Raw genomic sequence first — 16,659 nt, 5'->3', positions numbered from 1 at the left:
TATGCACAACCAGCATGGAGTGGGGCCGTGGTCGAGTTCCGAGGAGGAGAACATACCCGAAGTCGTTGCCTGCTGTCGAGCTCGTCTCCGGGTCCGGAACTGCACGGCATCCAGCCCCCCATGGCAGTATCGGATCTGTGACGAGCCCCCACATTCCGTCGGTCACGGTCGCGGAGCTGCCTGCCGAATTCGACAGCAGCGTGCCCGCCTCGGACGACGCGCCGCGCCCGATTCTGCTCGACGTGCGCGAGGACGACGAGTGGCGGCTCGGACATGCACCGGGTGCGATCCACATCCCGATGGTCGACGTGCCCGCCCGGATCGACGAGCTGGAAAACGACGCGGACCTCTATGTCGTCTGTCGGCAAGGCGGCCGTTCCCTGCAGGTGGTCGAATATCTGACGCATATCGGATACGACGCCATCCAGGTCCGCGGCGGCATGGTGGCATGGCAACAGGCGGGACGCCCACTGGTCGCGGACGGCGACCACGAGGCCAAGATCTACTGACGAAGAAACGAGGTGCGCGGTGAGTACGGTGGTGCAACCTTGTGCACGCTGCGGCGCGCGCTGGGCCGTGCAAGGGGCGCCGATGCACTGGTGCCCACGCTGCCGCGGCGTGCTCCTCTCGCCCGCGCCGATCGACGCGCCCGCCGACCGCCGCAACTACCGCTGGGTGGCACGCAAACCCGATCACCGGACGCGTAGGGCGCCCTCGCCCGCCGCAGTGCCCGCGGCCACGCCGACGCCCCGCTACGCGCAGATACCGCGCTGGGGTCTGATCGACGCGCCGCCGCAGGCCGGGGCCACACCCCGTGATCCGCTCGGCAGGCTCACCGATTCGGTGACCAAGCTGCTCGTCACGACCGTGGGTGTCTTCATGCTCGCGGCTCTGGCCGAACTTGCGCGCTACTCGGTTCTGCTGCGCAACCGCACGCGCCTGATCCATCCCGCGGTGTTGTTCGCCTCCGACGCGTTCGTCGTGGTCGCCGGAGCGCTGGCGCTCGTGTTCGCGCTGCTGGCGGCGGTGGCCGTGGTGGGCTGGCTGATCGAGATCAGGCAGGCGGCCTACGCCGAGGCGGGGCGGCGCGACCCGCGTTCGCCGCGGCTGATCGCCTTCGGTTGCCTGGTTCCGGTGCTCAACCTGCTGTGGCCGGGGATCTTCCTGTCCGAGGTGGCCGCCCTGCGCGGTGACCCGCGATCGCGGCGCGCGATTCGAATCTGGTGGGTGGCCTGGATTTTCGGCGGCGCTGTCGCGCTGGCCGCGCTGCTGTGGCGGAACGCCGACTCGTTGCAGGCCAAGGCGGACGGAGTGCTGTTCACGGCGTTCACCAACGCGGTTGCCGCCGCGGTAGCGCTGCTGACCCTGTGGGTGCTGCGGACGATCGAGGGACGTGACCTGCTCGGACGCGGCCGCGCCGCGCGCCGCTGGCTGATCGCGGTCGACCCCGCCGTACCGGTGATCGCGCCCGTCCAGCCGGGCGGCGCGGCCGCCTCGGCGCCCACGACGACCGACGCGTCCGCGCACGAGGACAACGGTGCTCAGGACCGTGAGCAGGAGGAGGTTATGGCCAAGTGAGCCAGGGCAGTCGCGCGCCATTCGTCGTCGCGCATCGAGGCGCCTCGGCGGCGCGACCCGAGCACACGCTCGCCGCCTACGAGCTGGCGCTCCAGGAAGGCGCCGACGGCGTCGAATGCGATGTCCGGCTGACCAGGGACGGGCATCTGGTGTGCGTGCACGACCGCACCGTCGACCGAACCTCCTCGGGCAGCGGGCTGGTCAGCGAGATGACTCTCGATGAACTGCGGGCGCTGGATTTCGGCGCCGATGGCGCGCCCGCCTCGGTGCTGACTCTCAGCGAGCTGATCAGCTTGGTGCTGGACTGGCGCAGCAGGCCGACCAAGCTGTTCATCGAGACCAAGCACCCCGTCCGCTACGGCGCGCTGGTGGAGAACAAGCTGCTGGCCGAGCTCCAGCGATTCGGCATCGCCACCCCCGCCTCGGCCGACCACTCCCGTGCGGTGGTGATGTCCTTCGCGGCCACCGCGGTCTGGCGCATTCGCCGTGCCGCACCGCTGCTGCCCACCGTTCTGCTCGGCGAATCATCGCGCTACCTGGGCGGATCCGCCGCGACGACGGTCGGCGCCACCGCCGTCGGTCCCTCGGTGAAGACGTTGCGCGACCATCCCGATCTGGTCGACAAGGCGGCCGCCGCGGGCCGCGCCACCTACTGCTGGACCGTCGACGACCCAGGCGATGTCCAGCTGTGCGCCGACCTCGGCGTCAGCTGGGTCGCCACCAACCACCCGGGACGCACCAAGTCGCTGCTCAGCGCCGCCTGAACGGGTACGCCGACCTTCAGTTGGTGCCGCTGGTCGGCGGAGGAGTATGTCCGCGAAGTCACGGTGAACACTGGAGGCGCAAGGGCGTTGCTGAAGGTTCTGAGATTGATTCCCCAGCGCAACCCCTCGGCCCCACTGCACCTTGCGAGCGAAGCGAGACCGAGCATGCCCGTTCGCGGCCCGGCTCGCGTCCGAGTGGCCGCCGCGTCCGCGACGAAGTCGCCAGGGGCGGTCGCTCGGACGCGAGCCACAAAGGGGCCGCGAACACGCAGTGCCGCAGGCGCTGCAGAAAACAACACAGCACCCTGTAGGTTGACCCCTCGTGGGTAAGAGCAAGCGCAACAGTCCTAAGCCCGGCGGGAACCGGGCGCAGCGTCTCGCCGAGCGACGGGCGGCGCTGGAGCAGGCGGCGCAGACCGTCACGCGTCCGTTCGAGGGCTTGGCCGCGGAGTGCGATCTGGTCGCGCTGCGCGAGTTCGTTCCATCGGCCACGGCGCGGTTGACGCTGTCGCCCGCGGTCGCCGCCGAACGTCCAGTGGTGCTCGCCACAGTGCTGCCCGGCGCGGTAGCCGCTCTGGTGCGTGCCGGTGACGAGCCCCACGGCTACGTCGGTGCGCAGGTGCAGTTCCAGGGCGCGGACCCGGCCGCCGATCTGGCCGCGGCGATTCTGTGGACGCAGTCCGCCGAGCCCGGTGACTCGCTCAGCTCCGTGGAGAGCGTCGCGGGCGGCCCGCGGCTGGCCGATGTCATCGAACCTGCTGCGAGCCTGGACGTGACTGTGCACCAGGACTTCGACTGGTGGGTGCCGGCGGGCGTCGAGCCCGATCCGCAGGTGGCGGCGACCATCGAGCAGGCCAAGCAGGCGATCATGCCGTCCGCGCGGCTCGCGTTGGACGCGGACGCGATCGGTGCCGCGTGGTGGGTGGACGCGGGCGAGAAGGCGCACATCCGCTGGGTGCGGCCCGAGAACGAGGACGATCTGATGCTGGCACTGGCCCGCGTGCACGCCAAGGGCGGACTGCAGTTGGGCGAGGGTTCGCGATTCGCCGGTTCATTCCGCACGCACGGCGTGCTCGTTCCCGTATTCGACCTGGACCGCGAGCGGCACCCCGACGAGTGGCTGAAGCCGGTGGCCGAGTTCGGCACCCGATTGTCCGAGGCGCTGGCCGTGGACGCGCCGTTGACCGCCGACGAACGGCGTTCCCGCGACGGACTGCGGTCGCGTCAGGTTACGCTGCGCTGAGCTGTGTTGATTTCCTGGCGCTTGGAAGTGGAAGACGAGCTCGTGGCTATTCATTGTCCGGTTGGGATTCTCGGCTGACGATGAGGATAGACTTACCGAACTAATGTGATCGACCACGGAACTCGTAATGCACTGTGGACATCGGCCACGGCAATGTCCGGCACTTTTATGCCGGGTATCTCGCTGAAACGGAAACGGGCCCAACTCCAAGTGGAGCTGGGCCCGCTTGCCTTTTCCGGCGAACGCGGTCAGATGGAGCCGCCCGCCGCCGAAGGCGCGCCGGAGGCATCGCTCGGGCCGCTGATTTCCCGGGCGACGAATTCCTCCAGGTCGAACAGATTCGACCCGGCGCGGTCGGCGATGTTGAGCAGGGTCGTCATCTTGGCGACCTCCTCGACCTGTTCCTTCAGGAACCACTGCATGAACTGTTCGCCGAGGTAGTCGCCCTCTTCCCGGGCGGTGCTCGCCAACTGGACGATCTGCTCGGTGACGGTCTTCTCTTGGGCGAGCGCCAGAGCGATCGGTTCACGGGCGTGGTCGAACCGGGATTTCGCGGCGTCGATGCCGGAAAGTTCGATACTGATATCCCGGTCCAGGAAGTACTGCACGATCATCATCGCGTGGTTGCGTTCCTCGACCGCCTGCGCATAGAACCGCTTGGCCAGCTGCGGCAGATCGGCATTGTCGAACCACACCGCAATCGCGATGTACTGATGCTCGGCATTGAATTCGTGCCGGATCTGGTCGTGCAACAGGCTGTGGAATTTGCTGCGTGGGGATTCCGGATGGCTTGACATAGCAGTGACATTAGCTCTGGTCACAGCGTATGTCATCCAAGTACAGCCTTATTGAGGCTAGTGTTGCCTAATTACTCTTTACTGCGCCCGCCATTTTCGGCGCCTGGATATCGGCTCGTTGCCCCGGCCGCAGTTCGCGCGCGACGAACTCTTCGACGTCGAACAGTTGGCCATCGGCGCGGTCGAGTACGGCCAGCAGCGTGTTCATCCCTGCGACGTTCTTCACCTGTTCCTCGAGGAACCATTGGACGAATCGTTCACCCAGATAGTCGCCGGACGTGCGGGCCGCTCGGGCCAAATTGCTGATCTGCGTGCTGCGGGTCTGCTCGGCATCCAGCAGCAAAGCTATCGCGGCACGCGGGCCGTCGAAGGTCGAATGGATCTCCTCCAGCCCGCCAATGAGCACCTCCAGATCGCGGTCGAGCAGGTACTGCACCATGCGCAGCGAGTTCGCGTACTGCTCGCGTGACCGGGCGTAGGCGTGTCCGGCCAGTTGCGGTAACCGGTTCGAGTCGAAGTACACGGCGGCGGCGAGATACTGCTGGGCGGCGGTGAACCCATGACGGATCTGCGCGCGCAGCAAGTCGGGAAAGGACTGAGCCACATCGGTGTCCGGCATGACACCGACGCTACCGTGTCAGCAGGTCCTCCGGGACGGGTTGGTCGCTGGCCAGCGCGTCGAAGAACCGGCTGGCCTTGTCCTTGTCCCAGAGCACGACGTTGCCGCTGTCGGTGTCGTCGAACCCGCCGACCGGGACCGCCGTCGCGATCGTGTCGCCTTTCAGCGCCCAGGCCAGTCGGCCCAGGTCCCAGATGTGGTCGCCATTGTCGACCTTCAGCGACTTCGCGGTGTCCGATGCCAGCGGCCAGAGCTTGAACGGGTTGGCCAGCGTGGCGCTGCTGGTCGCCTTCTCCAGCAGGGCCGCCATGAAGATCCGCTGATTGTTCATCCGGTCCAGATCGGCGAGCGCCGTGGCGCGGCTGCGCACGAAGCCCAGCGCTTGCGGCCCGTTCAGGCGCTGGCAGCCCGCGGGTAGATCGATGCCCGCGAGCGGGTCGTCGATCGGTTTCGGTACGCAGACATCGATGCCGCCGAGCGTGTCGACCACGCTGGCGAAGCCGCCGAAGCCGATCTGCGCGTAATGGTCCAGGCGCAGGCCGGTGGCGATCTCCACGGTCTGCGCGAGCAGGGCCGGGCCGCCGAGGGCGAACGCGGCGTTGAGTTTGTCCTTGCCGTGGCCGGGGATGCTGACGTAGGAGTCGCGCGGCAGGCTCACCAGGGTGGTCTTGCCTGACTCGGGGACGTGCACCAGCATGATCGTGTCGGTGCGCTCCGGACCCACCTCGCCGCCGGTGGCCAGTTCCTGCTCCTGCTCGGGCGTCAGCCCGCCGCGTCCGTCGGAGCCGACCAGCAGCCAGTTCGTGCCCGGTGTGTTGCCGATCCGCTTGGCGTAGTTCGCCAGCGCGGGGATGCGGTTGAGCGAGTTGTCCAGCTTGATGACGGCGCCGACCGCGGCGACCACCAGTACCAGCAGGATCACCAGAAACCAGCGGAAGGGGTGGCGCTTGCGGCGCGGTCGCGGCGCCTGGGCTGGGCGCGCGCCGCGCGGAGGTACCGGCGGCGGGCCTTCGCGATACGGTCGCGGTTTCTGCGTCGGCGCGTGGGGCGGCCCGTCGTCAAAGGGCACCGGCCGCTGTGTCGGTGCATGCGAGGGATGCGGGACCGGACGCTGGGTAGGGGCGTGCGTGCGTGCCTGTGGCGGCCTGTGCGGTGGCATGCGCTGTTCCGGCGGGACCTGCGAATACGCCAGCGGCGGCGCGTGGGGTGGGCCGTCGCGGCGCACCACTTGGGTGGGTTCGATCGGCGGCGGGGCGCCCGGCCCCGGGGGAGGCATGCGTCGCCGCATCGGGGGTTCACCGGGCCTACCTGGCGGCGGCATCCGGCGCGCTCGCGCGTTGCGCTGGGGGTCGTCGCCGTTCATCACTGAGACTCTACTTATCGGGCGGTAGTCGGGTGCCGCATGCGTACAGCGGGGTGCTGTTTGGTAATTCGCCCACGGGACCGGGCCGTTAGCGGCCCGGAGGGCACAGTTGAGTTACGGCAGCCACGAAACATGGCCGCGCAGAACGGTATAGCCGATGTAGGCGACCGCGTCGATGGTCGCGTGCGCGAGGATGAGCGGCCACAGCCGATTCGTGCGCTGCCAGTAGTGACCGAAGATGACGCCCATCACAATGTTTCCGAGCCCGCCGCCCAGCCCCTGGTACAGGTGGTAGCTGCCGCGCAGCAGCGCCGAGGCCAGCAGCGCGGAGTGCGCCGACCAGCCGAGCTGGCGCAACCGGGTGAGCAGGAACGCCACCACGATCACTTCCTCGGCCATTGCGTTCGCGCAGGCCGACAGGATCAGCGCGGGCAGCCGCCACCAGTAGTCGCCGAGCGAGGCGGGCACGATCGTCACGCTGATGCCCAGCGCGTGCGCGATGAGATACAGCCCCAGGCCCGGCACCCCGATGAGCGCGGCGAGCGCCATGCTCGGCAGCACGTCCGAACGCCACCGGATCCGGTTCGCCAGTCCGATCAGTCGCGGCCCGAGCCCGCCGCGCCACAGCAGATACAGTCCCAGCGCCGCCCATCCGACCAGCCGCAGCACGCTGAGCAGCTGAAACAGCAGGTCGATCGTGGACTGGGTGGACCGCGACGGGTTCAGCGCGATAGTCCGCCCGCGGACCCCGCCCGGCGCGAGCGAGCTCTCCACCAGCGCCAGCGCCGCGTTCAACCCGCTGAGGCCGAAGGTGACGAGCAGCACGACGGCGATCTCGAGTTTGAGCGCACGTCGTTCCCGATCGGTCGGCTCGACCTCGTCCCACTCGGCACCGGACTCCGCACGCATGGGTCGAATCTATTGCGCCGGTCCTGTGCGGCGCGCGTCGCGTCGCTGTCGTCGCCCCGTGACTTCGTCCCGTAGGCGAGGTGGACCAGCCAGTCGAGTTCAAGCGCCAGGCTTGCGAAGCGTCGCTGGCTGAACGCGCAACTGCTCGGACCGCTGCCCGACGACGAGGTCGATGCGAAGACGAATGGCACGGGTCTGTGTCTGCTGGAACAGTCTGCTGATCGGCTGGCTGCGAAGCCGGATCGCCGGGGTGATGGGCGAACCGTAGCCGTGCGGCGGCCGACGTCGCCGAGCGGCGGATCAGATGCGGCGCAAGCCGTTGAGGAACGGGCAGCCGGCCAGGGTGCGCACGGCGCGGCTGAGTGCCTCGATGTCGTCGGCCGGGGCGCTGAACGGGAGGCGGAAGTCGTGGTCGCCGTCGAGTCCTTCGACGCGGAGGGTGACTCCGTAGCGGTCGATGGCCAGCGGGTGCACGATGCCGTGTTGCAGGCGCGGCGGCAGGTGCCTGGCCAGCTGGGCGATGATGTCGGCGTGGTCGGCATGCAGGTGCTGTAGCCACGCCGATTCCATGGCGCAGAACGGATCCGGCTGCGCCAGCCGCAGTTCGTCGCTGCTCACCGACTCTGCCCCGGTCGAGTCGGCCACCACCGCGGAGCTGATCACCAGGCGCAGCAGGGTCGCGCCGAAGCCGACGTCGAGCAGTCCGGGATGCGGGTTCTCCTTAGCTACTTCGGTGGCCAGAGCGCGCTGCGCTTGCGCGGGAACCGCACGCACCCAGCCGCGCAGCCAGACCAGCGCGCGTACCGGCTCGCGCAGCGGCAGCGGCGCGTGGTCGGTGAGTTCCAGCACCGCAGGCGCCCCGTTCTCGCCGGAGTTGCCCGCCAGGATCGCCGCGACCGATGCGGTCGGCACCGCGATCACCGCGTCGCCGCACGGTCGCACGTGATGCACGGACGCGGCCGTCGGATCGATGCCCGGCATGGCGAGTACCGCCTGCTCCGCGTGGACACACGCGCTGCGCACCCGCTCGGCAGTGGACGGGGCGACAGTCGGGGTCGGACGCGGCATGCAAACCTCCGGTGCTCGATCGCGCTTCATTAGGTTACCCTAAGCTAAGTGACTCGAACTGGTTTCCGCAAGTGTTTCGATCCGACTGACCGAAGCGGAGTTCGCGGTTAGGAAATCGCTTACAACTCCGTGGCGCAGCGCGCACCGCTGACAACGGCTGCGACCATCGCCCGGTGCCGGTGCCGGGTAATCGCGGTCGGGGTTGTTACCGTGAGAGCGTGTCGGAAAGGACGGAAGCCGGGGAACCGGTGCTGGTAACGCTGTCGACGCCGCCACGGCGCAGTCTGGTCGACGGGTTGGTCCGCAACATCGGCGCAAGCACTGCGGCGCCGGTCCTCGAATTGGATGCGCCGGACGCCGACATCGCCACCTTCCTCGCGGGCGTGGCACACTCCGATACCGGCTTCGTCGCGCGAACCTCCTCCGGTCAGCGTGCCGTCGCCATTGTCGCGGCCACGGCCGCCGCCCTGTGCGGCGACGACATCCGCACCGCCCTGAGCAGGCCCGATATCGCGTTCCTGCGTTCGCTGAAGCCACCGGCGATCGAGGCTGTCCGATCGGTACTCCGCGCCATCGAAACCGACGACACCGACCGTCTCATCGACGCATTGCGGGTGCTCAGCCCAGGCTGAGCCCGCGTCCGGCGAGCGCGAGACACCCGCGTTCCGCCGGTCCAGCCGTCGCAATCCGTGGGGAGCCGGCGGGCTCGCCAGTAATCTCGTAACCGTGCCGCGAATCGCGTACTTCGGGCCGTCCGGAACGTTCACCGAGATGGCCCTCGCTCAACTCGAATCCTCGGGAGTCTTCGACGGACCCGTGGAGCGGGTCGCCGCGCCCAGCCAAGGGGCCGCGTTGGACCTGGTCCGCTCCCGCGACGTGGACGGTGCTGTGGTCCCGATCGAGAGCTCCGTCGAGGGGTCGATCTCGGCGACGCTCGACTCCCTGGCCATCGGCCCGCGTCTGCAGATCGTCGCCGAGACCGAGCTGGAGGTGAGCTTCACGATCCTCGGCAAGCCGGGGACGACCCTGGCCGAAGTGCGGACCCTGGCCGCGTACCCGGTGGCCGCCGCCCAGGTACGGCTGTGGGTCGCCCGGCACCTGCCGCAGACGCGGTCCTACATCTCGGCGTCCAATGCCGCCGCGGCCGAAGACGTGGTGGCCGGCCACGCGGATGCCGCCATTTCGACCGCGCTGGCAGGGGAACGGCTCGGGCTGATCGCGCTGGCCTCCGGCGTCGCCGACCATGAGCAGGCGATCACGCGCTTCGTGCTGTGCACCCGGCCCACGGTGGCGCCGCCCGCCACCGGCGCGGACCGCACGTCCATCGTGCTGGAGCTGCCGAACGTGCCGGGTTCGCTGATGCGCGCGTTCGCCGAGTTCGCCACGCGTGGAATCGATCTGACCAGGATCGAATCCCGCCCCACCCGAACCGGCATGGGCACGTACCGTTTCTACCTCGATTGTGTCGGGCACATCGACGACACGGCGGTGGCCGAGGCGCTCAAGGCGCTGCACCGCACGGCGCAGGTCCGTTTCCTCGGGTCCTGGCCGGCGACCTCGGCAACCGGCACTCCGCCGCCGTCGGACGAATCGGCGGCGGAGTGGTTGATTCAGTTGAGAAAGGGGATGGCGGACCTATGATCGGTAGGTTGATTCTGGTCCGGCACGGTGAGACCGAGGGAAACGTAGCCAAGCTGCTCGATACCAAGGTGCCCGGACTGCCGCTCACCGAACGCGGTGCGGCACAGGCGAAGACGTTCGGCGAGGGCCTGCTCCGGCCGCCGAAGGTGCTGTTCTCCTCGGCGGCGCTGCGCGCAAGGCAGACCGCGAGCTACATCGAGGCCGCCACCGGCGTGGCCGCTATGGTGCTCGACGGCCTCCACGAGGTTCAGGCCGGTGACCTGGAAGGGCAGCACAGCGAAGATGCCCATCGGACCTTCCAGCGGATCTATCGCGCCTGGCACGAAGGCGATCTCGGGCTGCGGGTGCCGGGAGGAGAATCCGCCCAGGATGTGCTGGACCGCTTTCTTCCCGCGATCGCGCAGCTGCGGGCTACTTACTTGACGCCCGAAGACGGTGCGGGCGATGTGATGGTGGTCAGTCACGGTGCCGCCATGCGGCTCGTCGGTCGCACACTCGCCGGTGTGCAACCTCCGTTCACGACGAACAACCACCTGGACAACACCGAAACCATCGAGTTGGTCCCGATGCCCGGCGGCGGGTGGGAGTGCATTCGCTGGGGCCGATTTACGCCGCCGTTCGGATACGACGTCGCGCCGACCTCCGACGACCCGATGGGCTAGGTGTTACCTCAACTGCTGACGGCACTCAGGACAGTTTCGGATTCCGTGGGAAATCTTCACGTTCCGGCAGCGAGTTGATCAGATCCTGTATCGCCGTGCGCAATCGAGCCGTGGTCCCGCTGCTGAGTGAACTCCACTTGATGCCGTCGTCGGCCTTGCTCGCGGTGGCGATGAAGCGTCCTGCGCGCGTGTTGAATACGGCGATGTGGTTATCGGCCACATCTCTGGTGCCGTCGCCGTACACCACACCGACGATCTCGGCACACGAGTGGATCTCGACCAAGGCTGCGGCCAAAGTTTTCGCGTCGCTCGTTGGGTTGCCGGCTTTCGCCAGGCGTGCCGCGGTGGCGGCGGCGTCGCCGGTGTCTCCGAGGATCGTGGCGAGTTCTTCGGTCGGAACGTTCATGCCGTAAAGCTCGAGCGGTTCGGCATAGCCGAGCGCCGCGAGCACCGTGGCGGGCAGATCGATCCCGGCCTCGTCGATTACATAGGAGTCCTGCCCGCGAAGCGCGACAACCGGAAGGTCGACGCCTTTCGCCAGACAGAAGCGACTCACCCACCCATCGACGACCAACCGCAGCGCGATGATCCAGTGCGGGCGGTTCAGCGCGCGCAGCCGATTCTCCAGATCGCTGTGCACGACGTCATCGATGAGAAGCCCGCGCTGGATGAGAGACTCGGCGGCCGCGTCCATCGCCGTCCGGTGGTCGGTCATGTTGTCGTAGCGTCCCCGCGCGTTCAACACGACGGGGACCTCGATCTGCAGCTTCTCGATGAGAAGCTGCATTTCGTCGAGCGACAGGACGACCGCCTCGAGCGTCGATGGGTCGCGGCCCGCACCGAGTACGGTCACCTAACCGTCCCGCTGGTGTCACCGCCGCCGATGACTCCCTCGGCGGCGAACCGGCCGTCGTTGAAGTGCTCGGTCGACCGCAGGTAGTCCTGGCCGTTGTGCTCGGTCTCGTCGTCCTCGTCGCTGCGCGCCTGGTTCCCCAGCAGCGGGTTGCCATTGCTCATGTTCGACTGCCGGACCGGCGCCGCGTCGACCCGGTTGGCCGCGTTGTTCTCCTGGGTCGGTGTGGCGGCACCGATCGCGCCGCTAGCGCCCCAGCCTTCCGGGAGCTTGAGGGAGCCGTTCGCGCCCGCCGCGGATCCGATGCCGGTGAACGACACCGCGCGCGTCGTAGCAGCGCCGCTGGCGGCGGCCGCACCGGCGCCCATGGCCATCGGAGCAAAGCCCGACACGGCAGGAGCGCTGGTGGTCGCCGCGGCGATCGCGCTGCCCGCGACGTTCCCGACCGTCGAAACGCCGGTGGTGGCGATCGATCCGACGGCCTGCGCCGCCTGCGTGGCCGCGCTTGCGACACCGGGGTTGCTCAAGAACGCCTGTGTGGCGGCGACGGCGGCCTGGATGGGATCGGCCGGGACCTCGGAGGCGGTGTTCGCCGCCTGCTCGGGGGTCGCGGTTCCGGCGCCGTGGGCGATCGGCGGCGGGTTCAGGAACTCGGCCGGGGTCGCGACCATCGCGCTTGTCGCGGCCTCGTAGGTCTCCATGACCAGCGCGGCACGAATGTCCATGGCGTGCCTCGCGACCTCCGCGACCTCGAAGGCTCCGGACACCATACCCGGCGGGTTCGCCGACGCCATCAAGGCGGCGTTGACGGCCGCGATCTCCGGCGGGCTGGGCATCGCCAGCGCAGCGACGGTGTAGGCGGTGGCGTTCGCCGCGGCCTTGGCGCCCATCGCGGCCGCCTGAACGCCCTGCTGTTCGGACCAGCCGAGGAAGCCGGTGAGCTTGCTCAACGCGGCGATACCGTTGACGCCCTGCATGCCGATGCCGAGTTCGGCCATCACCCTGGCGACGGTCGTCGTCGCATCGACCCAGGCGGCGGTGAGCCCGCCCCAGGCAGTGGCGGCGGCCGAGATGGGAATCGCGTGCGCGCCCGCATGTAGGGTGGCCGAATTGATCTCTGACGGCCGCGCCGCCCAGATCACGCCGGTGACTCCTGCAACCATGTTTGACTACTCCCCTGAATAAATGTTGCTGACGGTCTCGGTCTCGGACCTACACCTGGAAGGCGCTGATGCCCGCGGCACGCACCACGTCACCCGCGACGTGCTGGGCCAACTGCATGCGCAGCGTCGCCGCGGCGTGGTGGCACTCCAGAATCGCCTGCGCGATCGCGCGGTCGTGAGACATCGCTCCCTGGTTGAAGTGGCTGGCGCTGACGAACGAGACTTCCTCAGCGCCGGAAGGCAATACGTGCGTCGCGGGCGCGGTGATCGCCGCGGCGGCGGCCAGCCGGTCGGCGACGAGGTCCAGCTCGGCCGCGGCGGCGAGAATGGCTTCGGGTGCGATCAGTACATGTCCAACCATGACTCGACTCCTTCTAGTGGCTGTGGGGCGGAACCACGAGAATTCCCCCTTCGAGTGATAGGACGCGACAGCAACGCGATCGGTTCCATCGAATCCCCAACTTTTCGATCTCCCTGCCGATTACACACCCACGGCCGTGGGTACGCAATACGACTCGGTAAAGACTAGCCCCATCCCAGCTGATGCAGGCGGTCTTCGTCAATCCCGAAATAGTGTGCGATCTCATGGATCACGGTGATCGCCACCTCCTCCACGACCTCCGCCTCGTCGGCGCAGAGCTCGAGGATCGCCTCGCGGTAGATCGTCACGGTGTCGGGAAGCGCTCCGCCGTATTGACTGTCGCGCTCGGTGAGCGCAATGCCGTGATACAGCCCCAGCAGATGTGGGTCATCCGGATTGCGCGGCTCGATCAGCACGACCACGTTGTCGATCGCGCGGGTCAGCTCCGGCGGGATCAGATCCAGTGCGTCGCCGACCAATTCCTCGAATCGGTCATCGGACATCGAGACGGGCATCGGCGATCGGCTACCTCGGCCGCGGCTGCGGCGGCAGTGGCGCGGCGCCGGGCAGCGGCGCCGGCGTGGAGCGTCCGTTGTTCGGCGGCGGCACCGGAGCCTGGCCGTTGATCAGGATGTCGCCCTTGGCCGAACCGGTGATCGGTGCGAAACCTTCCTGGTCGGCTCCCTTGCCGATCATGCAGTCCAGCTTGCGGCTGCCCGCCATCCAGCTGCGAGCGTCGAGGTAGTCGAAGAACAGCGTCAGCGTCTTGTTGCGGATCACGTCCGGTCCGCCCAGGTAGTCCGTCGAGGTGCGGGTGCACTCCTCTTCGACGAACTTGTCCTGCTCGTCCTTCGACGGCGGTCCGCCGTTGAAGTGGGCGCCGAGGTCGACGGTGGAGACTATCTCCACCGCGTGCGGCTGCGCACAGTCCACCGGATCGGTGGGCAGATTCTGATTGATGCCGAGGCACATGCCGGACTCGTACACCCTGGACTGGTCGTGCTCCTTGGCGCTGCCGACCGAGGGCGGGGTGCCGACGCTGGCCGCGATCTGCAGCCCGCAGCGCAGTGTGCGGTCACCGTGCTGCCAGCCGTCCGGGCTGGGGTACATCAGCCCGACAATGTATTTGCCGCGCGGATCGAAGCGACCGGACATGTACTTCTGCACGGCGGGCACGCAGTGCTCTTCCTTGAGTTCGGTGAGCCGCAGCGAGTCCGGGAACCGCGAGCCGGGGCCGAACTCCTTGCCCGGATACCTGCTCATGTCGATGTCGGCGGCGACCTCGAACATGTGCTTGCTGGAACAGTTCACCTTGACCAGATCGGATCGGTCGGGCTTGGTCCAGCTCAGGCAGTCGCCCTTGGCCGCGGTGCCGAACTCCCGGTCCAGGACCGGTTGCAGCGGCGAACCGGGATTGTGCGCCTCGAGGCCCTTCTCGTTGTCGAAGCCGGTCACGAACAGCGTCACCAGGGCCGCGACCACGGCGCCGACGGCCACCGCGAGCAGACCCCAGCGCAAGGTGGGCGCCGACAGGTGCACCTCGCGCAGGTTGCTGCCGGCGAGCGCGGCCTTGGCCGAGCCGAACGAGCGGCGTACCGCGCCGGCGCGCGAGGACGCGCCGCGCCTCGGCGCTCGGTGGGATCGGGACACAGGATCGAAGGACATCGCGGTCCATCATGGCAGTGTCCGACCCGTGGTGCCACGACCTGGCCCGATCGGCGCGGCAACCGGTCCAGGGGATCAGCCGCGCAGCGCCGACAGGAAGACGCCGGGCAGTCTGGCGGGGTTCGCGTCGGCGTAGAACTCGGTCAGCCTGCGCCCGGTGGTCGCGGCGGTGGCGTTGTCGACGAACCACGGTGGCTTCGGCGAGAGGGCGAATTCACCGCCGAGCAGCGAGCGCGGCGCGGGCCGGAACGGACCGCGCACCACGGTGCGCTCGACGTCGTCGAGCAGTAAGGCGTTGTGCACCACGCCGATTCCGCTCTGCACGTCGTCCAGGGTGTGGCCGGGGAAGGCGCCCCAGGCGGCGCGCGGTGCGAGGAAGGCCAGACCGGTCCAGGCGTTCACCGCTATCGCGCCGTAGCGCAGCCGCTCGATCGCGCGGTCGAAGGCGGTGCCGAGCCTGCGGATGGTCGTCGGTGGGGCGATCACGTTCGCGCCGAGCGTTCCGGTCAGCTCGGCGTTCGCGAAGTCCACCGCACGCTGCAGGAACTCACCGCCCGCGTAGGGCAGCTCGACCACCCCGAGCACCGGAGAGAAGTACTCGGTGCGCAGCAGCGGGGTGTCGGTGCGCGGCAACTGGTCGATCAGCACGCGGCCCGCGCCGAGGCGCTCGGCCTCCGGATACGACTCCAGCGCGCCGGCGACGCGCGCATCGCTGCCCGGGTAGTACGCCGTTCGCTGCGGCGCCCGCTCCAGGGCGAGGCGCAGCTCGTCGAGGAACTCGTCCTTGCGGTCCCAGTCCGCGCTGAGCACGACGGTCTGCGCCGCCACGCAGTTGTAGCCGCCGTTGTGCAGCCGCTGGGTGGCCACGTGCGCGGCCTGGTAGCGCAGGTCGGCGTCGGACCAGGCGCCGGGCAGCACGATGGTCGGCGAGACGCCGCCCAGCTCGCTGGTGATCGGTTTGTCCAGCAGCGGCTGGTTGCCTTTCCTCCGCTGCGCGCCCTCGGGGCCGCCGCCCCACACGATCGCGTCGTGGGTGTTCGCGCTGCCGGTCATGTGCACATGCGCGACGTCGGGATGGTGCACCAGGTAACCGCCCTGCTCCGCGCCGCCGGTGAGAATCCGCAGCACGCCGAGCTCGAGCAGGGGCTCGAACACCATCTCGAACACCGTGAACAGCGGGTCGGTGATGGGATTGAGCTTCAGCGCGACCACCCGGTTGTGCGCGTACAGCTCGTAGAGCGCGTCCAGCGGCGGGATCGAGGTGATATTGCCCGCGCCGAGCACCGCGCCGATACCGCCGGTCGCGGTCGGATCCAGCTGGGCCAGTCCGGCCCGCCTGCGCGCGGTGTCGGCATCGACGCCGGGACGCAGCCAGACCTCGCCGCTGAAACCGCTGAGCAGCAGCCGGTCGTAGACGCCGTGCGGAAGGATCGGCACCGCTACCCGGCCGCCGGGCGCCTCCTTCAGCGCGAGGCCGGTCAGCGGGCTGTATCCCGTCTCCAGCACGGCCAGAGTCGCCGACAGTGCTGCCGTGGCCTGCAGCAGCGTGAGCGGTCCCGACATCCATTCCTCGCCGACCAGCGGCGAATCCTCGTCGAGGCCCTTGATGACGCACGCAGCCCGCACCCAGTCCTCGGCGAACCGGCCGATCCGTGCGTGCAGCTCATCGAGCAGTTCGCGGCGGCGGCGCAGCGGGGTCGCGGCCCAGGCCTTCTCGCCCGCGGTGAGGTCGGCCAGCGCGTTGTCGATGGCGGTCTCGTCGAATGGAGTACCCACAAGCCCACTATGCGCGCGATTCCGCGCCGATGGACCGCATCCTGGGATATCGGCGTGAAACGGCAATCCGCCGACTACTAGGCTGGTGGCCCATGATCGACCTCCGATTCCTGCGGGACAACCCCGACGCGGTCCGCGCCTCGCAGCGCGCCCGCGGCGAAGACCCCGCCCTCGTCGACGCGCTGCTCGAGGCGGAC

General features: G+C 68.7%; 19 protein-coding genes. 8 read left to right on the top strand and 11 right to left on the bottom strand.

Features of this window, described 5'->3' with window-relative positions; genetic code table 11:
• Window positions 1–137: 137 nt before the first annotated feature.
• From NA4_RS11030 to NA4_RS11015, 4 genes are all read left to right on the top strand, one after another.
• A complete protein-coding gene (locus NA4_RS11030) occupies window positions 138–509 on the top strand; it encodes a rhodanese-like domain-containing protein (protein ID WP_373862774.1) in 372 nt (123 codons plus the stop codon).
• 109 nt (window positions 510–618) lie between these two features.
• Complete coding sequence (locus NA4_RS11025) at window positions 619–1,578, top strand: DUF4328 domain-containing protein (RefSeq protein ID WP_067468132.1); 960 nt, start codon at window positions 619–621, stop codon at window positions 1,576–1,578.
• Window positions 1,575–2,342, top strand: coding sequence for a glycerophosphodiester phosphodiesterase (locus NA4_RS11020; protein ID WP_067468124.1), 768 nt, complete (start codon window positions 1,575–1,577; stop codon window positions 2,340–2,342). The genes NA4_RS11025 and NA4_RS11020 overlap by 4 nt, the downstream gene beginning before the upstream one ends.
• 322 nt (window positions 2,343–2,664) lie before the next feature.
• Window positions 2,665–3,585, top strand: a complete 921-nt coding sequence (locus NA4_RS11015) for a DUF5926 family protein (protein ID WP_067468120.1) — start codon at window positions 2,665–2,667, stop codon at window positions 3,583–3,585.
• 248 nt (window positions 3,586–3,833) lie between these two features.
• Here the strand turns inward: NA4_RS11015 and NA4_RS11010 are convergent, their stop codons facing one another.
• The 5 genes from NA4_RS11010 to NA4_RS10990 all read right to left on the bottom strand — a co-directional run bounded on the left by NA4_RS11010 (window position 3,834) and on the right by NA4_RS10990 (window position 8,341).
• Window positions 3,834–4,382, bottom strand: a complete 549-nt coding sequence (locus tag NA4_RS11010) for a ferritin (protein WP_067468117.1) — start codon at window positions 4,380–4,382, stop codon at window positions 3,834–3,836.
• A gap of 67 nt (window positions 4,383–4,449) precedes the next feature.
• Window positions 4,450–5,001, bottom strand: a complete 552-nt coding sequence (locus NA4_RS11005; RefSeq protein ID WP_067468115.1) for a ferritin — start codon at window positions 4,999–5,001, stop codon at window positions 4,450–4,452.
• 10 nt (window positions 5,002–5,011) lie between these two features.
• A complete protein-coding gene (locus NA4_RS11000; RefSeq protein ID WP_067468112.1) occupies window positions 5,012–6,364 on the bottom strand; it encodes an LCP family protein in 1,353 nt (450 codons plus the stop codon).
• A gap of 114 nt (window positions 6,365–6,478) precedes the next feature.
• Entirely contained in the window at window positions 6,479–7,273 is a 795-nt protein-coding gene (locus NA4_RS10995) for a CPBP family intramembrane glutamic endopeptidase (RefSeq protein ID WP_067468109.1), read from the bottom strand.
• Window positions 7,274–7,573: 300 nt separating this feature from the next.
• Complete coding sequence (locus NA4_RS10990) at window positions 7,574–8,341, bottom strand: DUF2470 domain-containing protein (protein ID WP_067468176.1); 768 nt, start codon at window positions 8,339–8,341, stop codon at window positions 7,574–7,576.
• Window positions 8,342–8,559: 218 nt separating this feature from the next.
• Here NA4_RS10990 and NA4_RS10985 point away from each other — a divergent pair, with 218 nt between their 5' ends.
• The 3 genes from NA4_RS10985 (at window position 8,560) to NA4_RS10975 (ending at window position 10,644) form a co-directional block, all read left to right on the top strand.
• Window positions 8,560–8,973, top strand: coding sequence for a hypothetical protein (locus NA4_RS10985; protein WP_067468107.1), 414 nt, complete (start codon window positions 8,560–8,562; stop codon window positions 8,971–8,973).
• 94 nt (window positions 8,974–9,067) lie between these two features.
• Window positions 9,068–9,982, top strand: coding sequence for a prephenate dehydratase (gene pheA, locus NA4_RS10980; protein ID WP_067468106.1), 915 nt, complete (start codon window positions 9,068–9,070; stop codon window positions 9,980–9,982).
• Window positions 9,979–10,644, top strand: coding sequence for a histidine phosphatase family protein (locus NA4_RS10975; RefSeq protein WP_067468098.1), 666 nt, complete (start codon window positions 9,979–9,981; stop codon window positions 10,642–10,644). Before pheA ends, NA4_RS10975 begins: the two co-directional genes overlap by 4 nt.
• Before the next feature lie 25 nt (window positions 10,645–10,669).
• On the opposite strand, the gene NA4_RS10970 is transcribed toward NA4_RS10975, so the two are convergent.
• From NA4_RS10970 to NA4_RS10945, 6 genes are all read right to left on the bottom strand, one after another.
• A complete protein-coding gene (locus NA4_RS10970; protein ID WP_067468091.1) occupies window positions 10,670–11,497 on the bottom strand; it encodes an ESX secretion-associated protein EspG in 828 nt (275 codons plus the stop codon).
• On the bottom strand, window positions 11,494–12,660 hold the full coding sequence (locus tag NA4_RS10965; RefSeq protein WP_067468088.1) for a PPE family protein: 1,167 nt from the start codon (window positions 12,658–12,660) through the stop codon (window positions 11,494–11,496). The genes NA4_RS10970 and NA4_RS10965 overlap by 4 nt, the downstream gene beginning before the upstream one ends.
• A gap of 49 nt (window positions 12,661–12,709) precedes the next feature.
• The gene (locus NA4_RS10960; protein ID WP_067468085.1) at window positions 12,710–13,021 is read right to left on the bottom strand and encodes a PE domain-containing protein; all 312 of its coding nucleotides are present in this window, start codon (window positions 13,019–13,021) and stop codon (window positions 12,710–12,712) included.
• A 164-nt stretch (window positions 13,022–13,185) separates the two neighbouring features.
• Window positions 13,186–13,536 (bottom strand): metallopeptidase family protein, encoded by a 351-nt coding sequence (locus NA4_RS10955; RefSeq protein ID WP_067468082.1) that lies wholly within the window; start codon window positions 13,534–13,536, stop codon window positions 13,186–13,188.
• Window positions 13,537–13,546: 10 nt separating this feature from the next.
• Window positions 13,547–14,686 carry a septum formation family protein gene (locus tag NA4_RS10950; protein WP_084496975.1) on the bottom strand — a complete coding sequence of 380 codons (1,140 nt, stop codon included), beginning with the start codon at window positions 14,684–14,686 and terminating at the stop codon, window positions 13,547–13,549.
• A gap of 75 nt (window positions 14,687–14,761) precedes the next feature.
• Window positions 14,762–16,462, bottom strand: a complete 1,701-nt coding sequence (locus NA4_RS10945) for an aldehyde dehydrogenase family protein (RefSeq protein WP_067468080.1) — start codon at window positions 16,460–16,462, stop codon at window positions 14,762–14,764.
• 92 nt (window positions 16,463–16,554) lie between these two features.
• Between NA4_RS10945 and NA4_RS43635 the strand changes: the two genes are divergently transcribed.
• Window positions 16,555–16,659, top strand: a 105-nt coding sequence (locus tag NA4_RS43635) for a hypothetical protein (protein ID WP_157128943.1), incomplete at its 3' end; no start/stop codon positions are given.

Origin of the sequence: Nocardia amamiensis NBRC 102102 (assembly GCF_001612745.1) — a bacterium.
Classification (GTDB): domain Bacteria; phylum Actinomycetota; class Actinomycetes; order Mycobacteriales; family Mycobacteriaceae; genus Nocardia; species Nocardia amamiensis.
The sequence above is the reverse complement of the archived record's forward strand: the minus strand, read 5'-3'. Positions and strand labels throughout refer to the sequence as shown.